Below are 14,294 nucleotides of genomic sequence, written 5' to 3' on the forward strand. Positions count from 1 at the left end.
CCCTCTTTCAACGACTACAGCAACGCTGTCAGTTCTGGGTAACCGTAATGAATATTGAGACATTGCATCGCTTGACTCGATGCACCTTTAAGTAGGTTGTCGATAGCTGAAATCACAATGATGTGTTCGCCTTGTACCTTCCAGCCGATATCGCAGAAAGGGGTATTTTCGACATCCTGAATACGTGGAATACCGTCGCCTTTAAGACGCACCGCAGGCTTGCCTTGATAAGCTTGTTCAAACGCCTGTGCCACTTGTGCTTCTGTCACACCTTGCGCAAGCTTCATGGTGATAGTGGCAAGAATGCCGCGTTTAAAGTTGCCGAGGTGCGGAGTAAAAATCACATCGCAACCCAAGTGCTGAGCAATCTCTGGCTGGTGACGATGGTTAAATACACCATAAGGTTGCAAGCTCACTTCACAGAAGCTGTTAACCATGGAGGCTTTACGCCCTGCACCAGATACACCACTGGTTGCGTTGATCACTGGCCATTGGTTGGTATCGAGCAACGCATGTTCTAATAAAGGTTTGATTGCAAGCTGTGAAGCGGTTGGGTAGCAACCTGCTACTGCAATCAAAGGAGTGGTTTTTATTGATTCTTGGTTCCACTCTGCTAAGCCGTATGCTGCTTTATCTAACCAGTTGTTATGTTGATGTGCGAAGCCATAAAAAGTGTCGTAAAAGCCTTCACTTTTCACACGGAATGCACCCGATAAATCGAATACCTGACAGCCTGCCTCCAAGAAAGTTGGGGCTAAATCATGGCTGACTTCGTGAGCCGTTGCCAAAAACACCACGTCCGATTCTTGAGCGATTTGCAGTGGATCCGTTAGTGGTAAAACTGGCATATCAATGATGCCCGCTAGCTTACCGTGTAGCTGCGCGATGCTCTTTCCCGCATCAACACTGTTGGCGGAAACGTATAAACCTGATAGCGTGAGTTGTGGGTGTTTATTAACCATTAACGCTAACTCTGCGCCGGTGTAACCGCTGGCTCCAATAATCGTGGTTTTTAGCATTGTGTGACATCCATATACTTAAAGGCTCAAATGACTATTCATATTTAATTTTTGCTTTATTTTGATTTTTTATTCATTAAATATGATTTAATATGTGTTTTACATTTTTGTGGTCTGTCTGTCAACAGGAGATTTGAAGAATCCATGCAATTACCAACTTTTCTAGAGGTCTATGAAGGACTCATCAGCACCTCTTCTATCAGCTCCACGGATCCGAGCTGGGATCAGGGCAATGCAAAAGTCATCGAAAAACTCGCATCTTGGTTTAAAGATCTGGGTTTTAGCGTTGAAGTGATCGAAGTCGAGCCAGGCAAGCACAATATGATCGCACGTATGGGAGAGGGAGAAGGTGGCCTTTTACTTGCTGGCCATAGTGATACCGTGCCATTCGATCAAGGGCGATGGAATTTTGATCCGCATAAACTGACGGAAAAAGACAACCGCTTCTACGGTTTAGGCACAGCAGACATGAAAGGCTTTTTCGCCTTTATTTATGAAGCAGTGAAGAAAGTCGATTGGAGCAAGCAGAGCAAACCACTTTACGTATTAGCCACTTGTGACGAAGAGACCACCATGTTGGGCGCGCGACATTTCACAGCAAACGCCCCATTTAAGCCGGATTACTGCATCATTGGTGAACCCACCAGCCTTGTACCAATTCGAGGTCATAAAGGGCATGTGGCAAATGCCATTCGCGTAACAGGCAAGTCCGGTCACTCATCGGACCCAGCGCTTGGCGTTAACGCTATTGAGATCATGCATGAAGTCATGTTCGCCATGATGCAACTGCGTGACAAATTGATTAAAGAATATCACCATCCGGGTTTTGCCATTCCAAGCCCAACCCTAAATCTTGGACACATTCATGGTGGTGACAGCGCTAACCGTATTTGTGGTTGCTGCGAACTGCATTACGACGTGCGTCCTCTTCCCGGCATTAGTCTTGATGGTTTAGAGAACATGTTGCGCGGAGCATTAAAAGAAGTCGAAGCGAAATGGCCAGGGAGACTGGAGATTATTCCATTGCATGAGCCTATTCCGGGTTACGAATGCCAACATGACCACCCATTTATTGGTGGTGTTGAAGAGATTTGCCAAACTAGTTCAGAAACCGTGAACTACTGTACTGAAGCACCATTTCTACAGCAGTTGTGTCCAACCTTGGTGCTCGGCCCTGGGTCAATCGACCAAGCCCATCAACCGGATGAGTTTCTATCCTTCGACTTTATCGCCCCCACAATTGATGTGCTTTCAAAGGCGATGGTCAAGTACTGCTGTTAATACGCGTTTAAGCTCAAAGTCTGTGCAGCTCGATTGAGCTGCATCTTTTTATCTTCACAATTTAGCGCTAGTCTTAACACTTATTTAACTTGTTATTTTGTAATTAATTTTCACTTTTTACTCTATGGCTGCCGTAAATTTGCTCTAAATCAGGAGACAGCGGAATAATTGCAAACTTAGTCTGCTTTATTTGACTATAACTGGTGCTTTTCGCTAGATTGGAGTCTTAACAAGGACAATGGATGTAGTTTTTTTACGAGGCAGGACGACAATGAACGAGAAATACGCCGCACTCAAAAGTAATGTGCGCATGTTAGGCCACTTATTGGGTAACACCATTCGCGATGCCCATGGCGAAGAAATCTTCGAGAAAGTGGAAACCATTCGTAAATTATCCAAATCAGCTCAAGCAGGGAATCAAGCAGACAGGGACAGCTTGATCGAAGAAATCAAACATCTACCTGATGAGCAGCTAACGCCCGTTACTCGCGCGTTTAACCAATTTCTAAACCTCACCAATATCGCTGAGCAATACCACACGATTTCACGCCATTGTGAAGAGCACATTTGCGAACCAGACGCGATTAACTCGCTGTTTTCTAAACTGGTACAAAACGATGTGAGCAAACTGGACACTGCCCAAGCGGTTCGTGATCTGAATATTGAATTGGTATTGACGGCTCACCCAACAGAAATTACGCGCCGCACGATGATCAACAAACTGGTCAAGATAAACGAGTGCTTATCAAAGTTGGAGCTAAGCGATCTTTCTTCTAAAGAGCGCAGAAAAACCGAACGCCGCCTAGAGCAACTGATTGCCCAAGGCTGGCATTCAGACGTGATTCGACAACAACGCCCTACTCCGTTGGATGAAGCAAAGTGGGGCTTTGCGGTCGTTGAAAACTCTCTATGGGAAGCAGTACCGGACTTCCTACGTGAGATGAATGACCGTCTAAAATCTTACCTTGGAGAAGGTTTACCCATTGATGCTCGCCCAGTGCACTTCTCCTCTTGGATGGGCGGTGACCGTGACGGTAACCCGTTTGTTACTCACAACGTTACGCGTGAAGTCTTACTATTGTCTCGTTGGAAAGCCGCCGATCTTTATCTCAATGACATCAACGAGTTGATCAGCGAGCTGTCTATGACAGTTTCAAACGATCAAGTCCGTGAACTTGCTGGCGAAGATCAGCACGAACCATACCGTGCGATCCTGAAGCAATTACGCACTCTGCTCAATGAAACCAAAGATATTCTCGATGCTAAGATCCACGGTCAAAAGCTGGCTGTTAAAGCACCACTGCAAAAAGTCGAGCAACTTTGGGAACCGCTGTATGCCTGCTACCAGTCACTAAACGAATGTGGCATGGGTGTAATAGCCAACGGCTCACTACTGGATACACTACGCCGCGTAAAAGCATTTGGTATCCATCTTGTACGTCTTGATATCCGCCAAGAGAGCACGCGTCACTCAGACGTCTTGTCTGAACTAACTCGCTACTTAGGTATTGGTGATTACGAACAATGGAGTGAGCAAGATAAGATTGCTTTTCTAACTAACGAGCTTGCATCTAAACGTCCGCTTCTCCCTCGTGATTGGGAACCGTCTGAACCCGTCAAAGAGGTTTTGGATACCTGCAAGATTGTTGCAGCACAACCGCGTGAAGCGTTTGGCGCTTACGTTATTTCAATGGCACGTACCGCCTCTGACGTACTAGCCGTTCATCTACTGCTACAAGAAGCGGGTTGCCCTTACCGCATGGATGTGTGTCCTCTGTTCGAAACGCTAGACGATTTGAACAACGCAGAATCGGTCATCAAGCAGCTTATGGGGATTGACCTTTACCGTGGTTTTATCCAAAACCACCAGATGGTCATGATTGGTTACTCTGACTCAGCGAAAGATGCAGGTGTTATGTCTGCTGGTTGGGCTCAGTATCATGCGATGGAATCGTTAGTTAAAGTGGCTGAGGAAGAAGGCGTTGAGCTAACTCTATTCCATGGTCGTGGGGGCACAGTCGGTCGCGGTGGTGCACCTGCGCATGCTGCGCTTTTGTCGCAACCACCAAAAAGCTTGAAAGGCGGTTTACGTGTAACAGAACAAGGCGAGATGATCCGCTTTAAACTGGGGCTCCCAGATGTCGCAGTAAACAGCTTTAACCTATACGCAAGTGCGATTCTGGAGGCCAACTTGTTACCGCCACCAGAGCCAAAACAAGAATGGCGCGACTTGATGGAAGTGCTATCAGAAGTAAGCTGTGAGTCTTACCGAAATGTGGTTCGTGGCGAGCCAGATTTCGTGCCTTACTTCCGCCAAGCAACACCAGAACTCGAACTCGGCAAGTTGCCACTTGGTTCTCGTCCTGCAAAACGCAACCCTAAGGGCGGAGTAGAAAGCTTACGTGCAATCCCGTGGATCTTCTCATGGAGTCAAAACCGTTTGGTACTTCCTGCATGGCTAGGCGCAGGTGAAGCGATTCAATACTCGATCGATAAAGGCCACCAAGCATTGCTCGAAGAGATGTGCCGCGAATGGCCATTTTTCTCAACTCGTCTCGGCATGCTGGAAATGGTGTACTCGAAGTGTAATATTGATATCTCTCGCTACTACGATGAGCGATTGGTGGATGAGTCGCTCCGTCCACTCGGTGAAAAGCTTCGTGCTCAGCTTCAAGAAGACATCAAAGCGGTACTGAATGTAGAGAACAATGAAAACTTGATGCAGCATGACCCTTGGGGACTCGAGTCGATTCGCTTACGCAATATCTACGTTGAGCCATTGAATATGCTACAAGCAGAGCTACTATACCGCACGCGTCAAACCGAAGAAGCTTCTGCAAACTTGGAAGAAGCGTTGATGGTGACGATTGCTGGTATTGCTGCTGGTATGCGCAACACAGGCTAATCGTTTCATTTTTAATAAAAAGCTGGGCAAATGCTCAGCTTTTTTTTATCACAGGATAATCGCAACAAAACAAAAGCAGTTAAATACACCACTAGAGACCCAAAAAATACCAAAATAAAAGAATAAAAAACCACAAGTTAACACTATTGATTATTATGTTAGTTTTTTAGGGTAATTTTGTCCTACTATTCCACTTCATGCTTATTATTTATATACTACTTGCCTGCTGAGAGCTCATAAATCCAATCATACCTGCTCCAGCCTTGATGGGACTCCCCATCTCTCTAGGTGATAAACGGCTTTAAGGTGACAGGACCAACATTGTTGGTGCTACTTATACATTAAAAAACTCAAGTGCCAGTAAGAGCGCAGCTGAAAGTATAAGTAGCTTGTTTACAAGTTTATTGACCATTTGGATTGAAGACATGTCATTACCACACGTAATCTTAACTGTTCTTAGCACTCGCGACGCAACCGGTTACGATATCACTAAAGAATTCTCTGCTAGCATCGGTTACTTCTGGAAAGCAAGCCACCAACAGGTGTACCGTGAACTCAACAAAATGGCTGAGAAAGAACTGGTTACTTGCGTATTAGAACCCCAAGAAGGCAAACCAGACCGCAAGGTTTACTCCATTACAGACGCTGGTCGCAGCGCTTTAGGAGAGTGGTTTGATCAACCAACTGCACACCCAACAGTTCGTGATGAGTTTTCAGCGAAATTGATGGCATGTGCCGTTCAACCTGCAGCTCCATTCCGTGACCAACTCGCCGAGCTAGTTGAAGAGTCTCGCAAACTGGTTTCTCACTACAAAGAAATTGAAGCGGCTTACTACGCAACGCCGTCAACTTTAGATAAACAAGCTCGCCTAGAACGTCTAACGCTTCGCCGTAACCTTCTGTTACGTGAAACTTGGATCACTTGGGCAGAAGAAGTTCTAACTGAACTTGAAGTGATTGGTTAAACTCCTTTTGCTTTGATAAAACGAAAAAGGCTTGCCACTTGGCAAGCCTTTTATCTTTTTGAAACCAGATTTACGCACCGACTACTGCGCGAGGACGAACACCCAACGTATGGCATAACGCGTAAGTCATCTCTGCACGGTTTAGTGTGTAGAAGTGAAAGTCCTTAACCCCTTCACGACTCAGTACACGCACCATATCAATAGCTTGGCTAGCTCCTACAAGCTGGCGAGTCACCGGATCATCATCCAAACCATCGAATTGTTTGCTCATCCATCCTGGTACTTTCACGTTGTTCTGTGCCGCAAAGCGAGAAGCTTGCTTAAAGTTCGATACAGGCAAAATTCCTGGCACAATTTCTACGTCAATTCCTGCTGCGACACAACGGTCACGGAATCGCAGGTAAGACTCAACGTCAAAAAAGAACTGAGTAATAGCACGGTTTGCACCTGCATCTACCTTACGTTTTAGGTTCAATAAGTCAGACTGAGCGCTTTTAGCTTCAGGGTGAACCTCAGGGAATGCAGCAACGGAGATATCGAAATCGTGGCGTGATTTCAGCAGCTCAACCAAATCCGAGGCATACATATCAGGCGCACCGCCACCTGGAGGAATATCACCACGCAGAGCGACGATATTTTCAATACCATTGTTCCAATAATCATCGGCAATATTAATCAACTCTTCACGAGTCGCATCAATACAAGTGAGATGGGGAGCGGCAACCAATCCGGTTGTGGCTTTAATTTCTTTAATGATGGAGTGTGTTCTGTCACGCTCGCCGGAGTTCGCACCGTAAGTCACAGAAACAAATTTAGGTTGAAGCGTTTTAAGACGGTGCACTGAATTCCAAAGTGTTTCTTCCATCTTAGCGCTGCTTGGCGGAAAAAACTCAAACGATACATTGATGTTATCTGATAACTCAGCAATATTCTGGTTCAAGGCGTCGATATGGCCTGCGTGCGTATATCCCATCTTACTCTCCCTGCGGCACTCCGCCACGAAAACAAATCCTTAAAATCGACGTTTAGACGTCTATATGTCTACAGAATGTATTGAATACGATTTAATGTCAACCTTGTAATTATGAATTTTTCTCACGTTAATAATGAAGATAGTTCAAGTTTCTACTCGAGCATCATCTCACCATTTTGCACGGGTTATGACTTCAGTATGGCACTGATAGGGGAATAAAAAACCCTGGATTAATTCCAGGGTTTTTAGGTCAATCGCAACTTTAAAATAAACCAGCCAATCGGTTGAGGTCGGATTGAATAGCGCCGGCTGTCACTTCTCTGCCTGCGCCTGGTCCTCGAATGACCAGAGGGTTATCTTTGTACCACTTGCTCTCTATGGCAAAAATGTTATCGCATGGCAATAAGTTGGCGAGCGCGTGCTCACGAGATAACGCTTCGACTCCCACCGTTGCTTTACCATTTTTTTCTAAACGCGCCACATAGCGAAGCACTTGATCGTTTCTCTGTGCTTTTGTCAGACGCTCTTGAAGTATTTCACTCAACAACGCTCCATTATCGAAGAAATCATCTAAGCTCAGTTCTCTTAATTCTTCTGGCACCAAAGACTCAACTTTAACGCTGTCTGGTTCTATATCTAGGCCCGACTCTCGAGCCAAGATGACTAACTTACGCATTACATCGGAGCCATCTAAATCAGAACGAGGGTCAGGTTCGGTTAACCCTTGCTGCCAAGCAAGATCGACTAAATCATTAAATGGCACAGAACCATCAAACTGTTGGAACAGCCATGATAACGTCCCCGAGAAAATCCCCGATAGAGCGACGATTTCATCCCCACTTTCACGAAGATCTCGCACGGTATGGTTTATCGGTAACCCAGCACCAACCGTTGCGTTGTATAGCCAATGACGACCAATTTTAGCGAATGCATCTTGAACCTGATGGTAGTACTGACTATCTGCGGAACCGGCCACTTTGTTAGCGGAAATCAAATGAATGCCTTGCTGTGCGATTTCTACGTAGCGCTGAGCTAACTCTTTACTCGCGGTAACATCAAGCACGACGGCTTCATCATAGCTTTTAAGCGCTCCCAAACGTGCCAGCCAATCCCCATTGTTTGCTATGCTTTCATCATCAAATCGTTCAGCAACACTCGCCGCCTCAATACCTTGCTCATCGAACCAATAGGTTTGGCTATCCACAACCGCGACAAGATCAAAGCTCATACCATGACGTTTTTCGAGCTCACTTTTTTGCGTAGCAAATAAATTTAGCCAACTAGAACCAATATTACCCTTGCCACATAAAGCCACTGCCACGCGTTTTTGCGCTTGGAACAACTGGCTATGAATCGTTTGAACCAACGCCTCGGTATCAGTACGGCGCAAAACAGCGACTAGGCTCAGCCCTGAGTCTGTTTCAGAGATAAATTCTACCGGAGAGTGCTTTAGCTTCTGATAAAAGCCAAAGCAATGATTGGCGTTTTTCGTAACGCCTGCACCTACCGCAGCTAAGAGCGAGTAACCTTCTTTTAGCTTAATTTCTGCCTCTACCGCAAGCTCTTGCAAGTGTTTCAATGCACCACCGGCGATTTCTGCGGTGTAAGCCAAGCGTAGCGTATGCTGATCGGATTGAGCTTCAAATGCCAATGGCTCTAATTGCGCGCGCTGCAACGCTTGTAATACATCACTCTGTGTTTTTTCGAAGTCGTGCCCATGCATGAAAGACAACTGCACCAATAAAACATCATCCAGTGAAGTAATAATTTTAGCGCCACGACCAGATGCCAATACACGCTCAATACGAGTAGAACCCGACTCTGGCAGATAGCTACACTTGAGATTAAGGTCCATGGTACTTTGCGCCACAGGCTGAAGCGTACGACTGTGTAGCACTGGGGCAGCTAAGCGAGCAAGTTCACTGGCTTCATCCAATCGAAGTAACGGTAATAAACAAGCGTCAGACACCAAACGTGGATCGGCACTATAGACACCAGCAACATCACTCCAAATCGTGACAGTACTGACTTCAGCAAGCGCGCCTATGACCGTTGCAGAATAGTCAGAGCCGTTACGACCAAGTAGAATGGTTTCTCCTGCCTCGTTCTGAGCCATAAAGCCAGTAATTACCACACGTTTATGGTTATGCTGCGCGAGGATCTCTTTAATTAAAGGGTATGAACGAGCGCGATCAACCTCTGGTTGAGTTCCCGCTTCTGCACGTAAAAACGCTCGTGCATCTTGTGCAACCGCAGGGATAGAACGTTGAGATAATAACGCGGCCAATAGGCGAGCAGACCATACTTCTCCGTGCCCCAGTACCGCGGCTTTTTGCGCATTAGTGAGTGGTGCAGTCAGCTCCGAGAGAGTACTGAACTCATCATGTAATAAAGCTAACAGCTCTTCTTTTGTTTCACTCTCCAACAAGCTTTCTATTAGCTCAGTTTGAAACTGTCTTAAGCTTTGAAGCGCTTCATGCGCAATTCGGCCATCTTTATTTAACCCTTCCAAAAACTCAATCAAGCGGTTAGTGGTTTTTCCTGCAGCAGAGACGACCACCAGATCATTTTCTGTCGAATACTCCTTGAGAATACCCACAACGCGTAAGTAGCATTCTGGGTTTGCTAAGCTACTGCCACCAAACTTATGCAGCTGACGTTGTACAGTCATTGTTATCGTCTCCTATTACTGGGTAGCTTTAGCGAACGCTTGTTCTAAATCTGTGATGAGGTCTTGTGCATCTTCCAAACCGACAGACAAACGTAATAGTTGATGAGAGACCCCAGCCTCCGCCAGCGCCTCCTCACCCATTGCACGGTGCGTCATGGATGCTGGGTGGCAAATCAAACTTTCTACACCACCTAATGACTCTGCTAATGAAAACAGTTGGAGCTCTTTCACAAACACCTTTAACTGCTCAAACGAACCAGCAAACTCAAAACTCAACATAGAGCCAAAGCCCGTTTGCTGCTTTTTAGCAATGTCGTGACCTGGATGTTCCGGCAGGCTTGGATGATAGATAGTTTTAACTAACGCTTGTTTCTGTAGGTAAGCTAGTACCTGCTGTGAGCTCTCTTCATGTACTCTCATACGAGCACCAAGCGTACGAATACCTCGCAGTGTCATGTAACTATCGAAAGGTGTGCCCGTTGCACCAATACAATTGCCCCACCATGCAAGCTCTTCTGCATGCGCTTCTGTGTTGGTGATGATTACCCCACCAATTACGTCCGAATGACCGTTGATGTACTTTGTTGTGGAGTGGATAACAAAATCCGCACCTAGCTCTAAAGGTTTTTGGTACACGGGTGTCAAAAAGGTATTGTCCACCGCAACTAACGCGCCGACTTGTTTCGCTTTTTCACAAGTAGCTGCAATATCCACTACGCGAACCAGAGGGTTTGACGGAGTTTCTAGCAAAATGAGTTTTGGTTTTTGTGCCAATGCAGCATCTAAAGCCTGTTCGTCTGATTGATCGACAAACTGAACCTTAAAATCGCCTTTGTTAGCTCGGGTATTAAAAAGACGATAGGTACCACCATAACAATCGTGAGGAGCAATAATGAGATCATCTGGGCCGAGAAAAGCGGAAACCCATAAATTTAATGCCGACGTACCGCAGTTAGTAACAACCGCTCCTTTTCCAGACTCAAGTTCAGATAGCGCACTTTCCAACAGTCCGCGGTTTGGATTACCAGATCGTGTGTAATCATACTTGGGCACTTCACCAAAAGCAGGAAAACCATAGTTAGTGGAAAGATAAATAGGTGGAACGACAGCATGATATTGGCTGTCTGATTCAATACCAGTGCGTACTGCAATGGTCGCAGGTTTGCGAGTGCTCATGGGTGTATCCTTTCACGGGTAATGACTTCTAAATAGGAATGCGCTATATCTAATGAGTAACATAAAGTGATCAACACGCTTCCTTTGCTGTTATGTTCACTTTACTCGTCAAAAAATGAGACGTCAACACTTCTAGACGTCTATATGTCTTTGCTTATGGCGGTAAATGCAGCTAAAATCAGCACCTAAATTATTTTTAACCGATTACATAAATGAAGGTGTGCAATGGCTGACTGGAATGGCGAATACATTAGCCCATATGCAGAGCACGGCAAAAAAAGCGAACAAGTAAAAAAAATTACCGTCTCTATCCCGCTAAAAGTTTTAAAGGTGCTAACTGATGAGCGTACTCGCCGTCAGATCAATAACTTACGCCATGCAACCAATAGCGAATTGCTATGCGAGGCATTTTTGCACGCGTACACAGGTCAGCCACTTCCGACAGATGAAGACCTTCGTAAAGACCGTCCTGATGATATTCCAACAGAAGTAAAAGCGCTGATGACGGAAATGGGCATCGAATTTGAGTCATTCGACGAAGAATAAAAAAGCCTGATAAAAGGTTTCAGGTAATAACTCTTGCCTCGAGCCAAATGGATGACATAAAAAATGGGACGCAATAGCGTCCCATTTTTTGTGTATCACATCTGAAAGATATATTACTCTGCCATGTAGTTTTCAGGCATCTCGATACGAGCTACACCTGAATTAACCGCCGCCTGAGCAACCGCTTTTGCAACACGTGGTAGCAAACGTGAATCCATTGGTTTTGGAATAATATAGTCCGCACCAAACTCTAGCTTATCAACACCGGCAGCCTTCAATACGGCTTCAGGTACAGGCTCTTTTGCTAGCTCGCGAATCGCCTCAACGGCTGCAAGTTTCATTTCATCATTGATTTCACTTGCACGCACATCAAGAGCACCACGGAAAATGAATGGGAAACACAATACGTTGTTAACTTGGTTAGGATAATCACTACGGCCAGTACCCATGATCAAGTCATCACGAACTGCGTGAGCAAGTTCCGGCTTGATTTCAGGATCCGGGTTAGAACATGCGAATACGATTGGCTTATCAGCCATCAACTTCAACGCTTCCGCTGGCAACAGGTTTGGACCAGATACACCTAGGAACAGATCTGCACCTTCAATTACGTCTTCTAGTGTGCGCTTATCTGTATTGTTCGCAAATAACTGCTTATATTCATTAAGGTCATCACGACGAGTGTGAATCACACCTTTGCGATCTAGCATGTAGATTTTTTCGCGCATTGCACCGCATTTGATCAGAAGCTCCATACACGCTACAGCGGCAGCGCCAGCGCCAAGACAAACAATTGTTGAATCTTCAAGTTTCTTACCTTGAAGTTCGATTGCATTCAGCATACCCGCTGCCGTTACAATAGCAGTACCATGTTGATCATCGTGGAATACTGGTACATCACAACGCTCAATCAAACGTTTTTCAATCTCAAAACAGTCTGGTGCTTTAATATCTTCAAGGTTGATACCGCCAAAAGTGTCTGCAATGCTCGCAACAGTATCCACAAATTCATCGATCGTGCGGTGCTTAACTTCAATATCAATAGAGTCAAGACCAGCAAAACGCTTAAACAGTAACGCTTTACCTTCCATCACAGGCTTAGATGCAAGTGGACCTAGGTTACCTAGACCTAGAATAGCGGTACCGTTAGAAATAACAGCAACCATGTTCCCTTTTGCAGTGTACTTGTACACGTTATCCGGGTTTTGTGCGATTTCACGCACTGGCTCTGCAACACCAGGGCTGTATGCAAGGGCAAGATCACCCGCCGTTTCCGCAGGCTTTGTCAGTTCGACAGCAATCTTTCCTGGAGTTGGATAAGCATGGTAATCCAATGCTTTTTGGCGATGTTCTTCTTCTGGAGTGGCTGCTTGGTGGTTGTCTTCAGACATGGACGTTTCTCTTTTTTATTTTTAGGTAAGGGGGCATAAATTCTATCGGATAGAAATCAAACTTCATAGGCAAGATTGCGAGCAATATCCTTAAAAAGCCGATAATAAAAGAGATTAGACCAGATAACGGGGTTAAGCACCCGATTTTCGAGTCAGGTGCTCTTTCTTCTTACTATTATTGGAGTATGCAAACTCAGAAAGTATCGTTACTCTTCGTCCACGTATTGCGCTTGGAGATAATTCTCAATACCAGACATTTCAATCAAGCCAAGTTGCGTCTCTAGCCAATCAACATGTTCTTCTTCATCTTCAAGAATATCTTGGAAGAGATCTCGAGACACATAATCTCGAATGTCTTCAGCGTAGGCAATCGCATCTTTTAAATCTGGAATAGCCGCCATTTCAAGCTTTAAGTCACACTCGAGCATTTCCTTGGTATCTTCACCAATCATCAACTTACCTAAATCTTGTAGGTTCGGTAAGCCTTCAAGGAACAAAATACGCTCAATTAGATGATCGGCATGCTTCATCTCATCGATAGATTCGTGATATTCCTTGTCTGCTAGGTGCTTTAAGCCCCAGTCTTTATACATTCGGGCATGAAGAAAATACTGATTAATAGCGACGAGCTCGTTACCGAGCACTTTATTGAGATGTTGAATGATGATTGGATCGCCTTTCATGACAAAACCCTCCTCTTTGGCTTCATTTAAATGTAGAAGCAAATGAGAAGGTGTCAAAATGTAAGGCAAATAATTACTGCATACTTACAGCAATTAGCTGGCTTGTTTAAATTCCGTGTAACTAGTTTCCGCTAAAATTTCCTTGGCCTGTCTGATGCACTTACCACATTGGCTGCCCAATGCCGTGCACTTTTTGATTCCTTTAATATCTGTTACGCCTTCATCTATCGCCAACTTCCTGATTTTTTTGTCGGAGACACCATGGCAAAGACAAACGTACATACTCAAAAAACCTATAAAACTAATCTGTGACAAACAATATAAACAAGAATAGTTCTTGTTACCAGTCGCATTATGGTGTCCGCTCAGAATATTTGGTTATAACGATTTTACCGCTGCAGGAAAAGATCAAAGGGTTAAGAGGGGTGAGTAAAAGCGTTAAGAAATAAAGTCGGTAAAACTCTGTTTTTAAATCGAAAAAGTGACGTCTTTTATTTCAACACTTATAACTAAATGTAATCTAGAAATGAAAAAGGGAAGCCTAAGCTTCCCTTTTCGATGCGCTTTCTTCAAAAAGAAGAACAGTGCAAGATTTCGTTTAATTCGTTATGAATTAGTCGAAGATCTTAGCAACAACACCAGCACCTACTGTACGGCCACCTTCACGGATCGCGAAACGTAGAC

11 protein-coding genes and 1 pseudogene are annotated in these 14,294 nt (G+C 45.0%); 4 read left to right on the top strand and 8 right to left on the bottom strand.

Features of this window, described 5'->3' with window-relative positions; all coding sequences use genetic code 11:
- Nucleotides 1-14 precede the first annotated feature (14 nt).
- A complete protein-coding gene (gene argC, locus R7M72_RS22630) occupies nt 15-1,019 on the bottom strand; it encodes an N-acetyl-gamma-glutamyl-phosphate reductase (RefSeq protein WP_017633525.1) in 1,005 nt (334 codons plus the stop codon).
- A gap of 144 nt (nt 1,020-1,163) precedes the next feature.
- Between argC and argE the strand changes: the two genes are divergently transcribed.
- The 3 genes from argE (at nt 1,164) to R7M72_RS22645 (ending at nt 6,170) form a co-directional block, all read left to right on the top strand.
- Entirely contained in the window at nt 1,164-2,300 is a 1,137-nt protein-coding gene (gene argE, locus R7M72_RS22635) for an acetylornithine deacetylase (protein ID WP_054577261.1), read from the top strand.
- Nucleotides 2,301-2,571: 271 nt separating this feature from the next.
- The gene (gene ppc / locus R7M72_RS22640) at nt 2,572-5,205 is read left to right on the top strand and encodes a phosphoenolpyruvate carboxylase (RefSeq protein ID WP_005381336.1); all 2,634 of its coding nucleotides are present in this window, start codon (nt 2,572-2,574) and stop codon (nt 5,203-5,205) included.
- A 425-nt stretch (nt 5,206-5,630) separates the two neighbouring features.
- Complete coding sequence (locus tag R7M72_RS22645; RefSeq protein ID WP_005382791.1) at nt 5,631-6,170, top strand: PadR family transcriptional regulator; 540 nt, start codon at nt 5,631-5,633, stop codon at nt 6,168-6,170.
- A gap of 70 nt (nt 6,171-6,240) precedes the next feature.
- On the opposite strand, the gene metF is transcribed toward R7M72_RS22645, so the two are convergent.
- The 3 genes from metF to R7M72_RS22660 form a co-directional block, all read right to left on the bottom strand.
- Nucleotides 6,241-7,143 carry a methylenetetrahydrofolate reductase gene (gene metF / locus R7M72_RS22650; protein WP_005381345.1) on the bottom strand — a complete coding sequence of 301 codons (903 nt, stop codon included), beginning with the start codon at nt 7,141-7,143 and terminating at the stop codon, nt 6,241-6,243.
- A gap of 262 nt (nt 7,144-7,405) precedes the next feature.
- Complete coding sequence (locus tag R7M72_RS22655) at nt 7,406-9,814, bottom strand: bifunctional aspartate kinase/homoserine dehydrogenase II (protein ID WP_171343379.1); 2,409 nt, start codon at nt 9,812-9,814, stop codon at nt 7,406-7,408.
- Between the two features lie 15 nt (nt 9,815-9,829).
- The gene (locus tag R7M72_RS22660) at nt 9,830-10,990 is read right to left on the bottom strand and encodes an O-succinylhomoserine (thiol)-lyase (protein WP_017633522.1); all 1,161 of its coding nucleotides are present in this window, start codon (nt 10,988-10,990) and stop codon (nt 9,830-9,832) included.
- Between the two features lie 225 nt (nt 10,991-11,215).
- Between R7M72_RS22660 and metJ the strand changes: the two genes are divergently transcribed.
- Nucleotides 11,216-11,536: a met regulon transcriptional regulator MetJ gene (metJ, locus tag R7M72_RS22665; RefSeq protein ID WP_005381353.1), complete on the top strand. Its 321-nt coding sequence runs from the start codon at nt 11,216-11,218 to the stop codon at nt 11,534-11,536.
- A gap of 113 nt (nt 11,537-11,649) precedes the next feature.
- On the opposite strand, the gene R7M72_RS22670 is transcribed toward metJ, so the two are convergent.
- The 4 genes and pseudogenes from R7M72_RS22670 to R7M72_RS22685 all read right to left on the bottom strand — a co-directional run.
- Entirely contained in the window at nt 11,650-12,927 is a 1,278-nt protein-coding gene (locus tag R7M72_RS22670) for a malic enzyme-like NAD(P)-binding protein (RefSeq protein ID WP_005381358.1), read from the bottom strand.
- Between the two features lie 206 nt (nt 12,928-13,133).
- On the bottom strand, nt 13,134-13,610 hold the full coding sequence (gene bfr, locus R7M72_RS22675) for a bacterioferritin (RefSeq protein WP_005381359.1): 477 nt from the start codon (nt 13,608-13,610) through the stop codon (nt 13,134-13,136).
- A gap of 93 nt (nt 13,611-13,703) precedes the next feature.
- Nucleotides 13,704-13,892, bottom strand: coding sequence for a (2Fe-2S)-binding protein (locus R7M72_RS22680; RefSeq protein WP_005381360.1), 189 nt, complete (start codon nt 13,890-13,892; stop codon nt 13,704-13,706).
- A 331-nt stretch (nt 13,893-14,223) separates the two neighbouring features.
- A pseudogene (locus tag R7M72_RS22685) lies at nt 14,224-14,294 on the bottom strand (elongation factor Tu); the annotation flags it as partial.

This window comes from Vibrio sp. YT-18, from assembly GCF_033337345.1.
GTDB classification, from domain to species: domain Bacteria; phylum Pseudomonadota; class Gammaproteobacteria; order Enterobacterales; family Vibrionaceae; genus Vibrio; species Vibrio alginolyticus.

What these genes read in the sequence shown, in the direction of transcription:
- argE (WP_054577261.1), top strand. Translation starts at nt 1,164, where the DNA reads ATGCAATTACCAACTTTTCTAGAGGTCTATGAAGGACTCATCAGCACC.
- ppc (WP_005381336.1), top strand. Translation starts at nt 2,572, where the DNA reads ATGAACGAGAAATACGCCGCACTCAAAAGTAATGTGCGCATGTTAGGC.
- R7M72_RS22680 (WP_005381360.1), bottom strand. Translation starts at nt 13,892, where the DNA reads ATGTACGTTTGTCTTTGCCATGGTGTCTCCGACAAAAAAATCAGGAAG.
- R7M72_RS22660 (WP_017633522.1), bottom strand. Translation starts at nt 10,990, where the DNA reads ATGAGCACTCGCAAACCTGCGACCATTGCAGTACGCACTGGTATTGAA.
- bfr (WP_005381359.1), bottom strand. Translation starts at nt 13,610, where the DNA reads ATGAAAGGCGATCCAATCATCATTCAACATCTCAATAAAGTGCTCGGT.
- metJ (WP_005381353.1), top strand. Translation starts at nt 11,216, where the DNA reads ATGGCTGACTGGAATGGCGAATACATTAGCCCATATGCAGAGCACGGC.
- argC (WP_017633525.1), bottom strand. Translation starts at nt 1,019, where the DNA reads ATGCTAAAAACCACGATTATTGGAGCCAGCGGTTACACCGGCGCAGAG.
- R7M72_RS22655 (WP_171343379.1), bottom strand. Translation starts at nt 9,814, where the DNA reads ATGACTGTACAACGTCAGCTGCATAAGTTTGGTGGCAGTAGCTTAGCA.
- R7M72_RS22670 (WP_005381358.1), bottom strand. Translation starts at nt 12,927, where the DNA reads ATGTCTGAAGACAACCACCAAGCAGCCACTCCAGAAGAAGAACATCGC.
- R7M72_RS22645 (WP_005382791.1), top strand. Translation starts at nt 5,631, where the DNA reads ATGTCATTACCACACGTAATCTTAACTGTTCTTAGCACTCGCGACGCA.
- metF (WP_005381345.1), bottom strand. Translation starts at nt 7,143, where the DNA reads ATGGGATATACGCACGCAGGCCATATCGACGCCTTGAACCAGAATATT.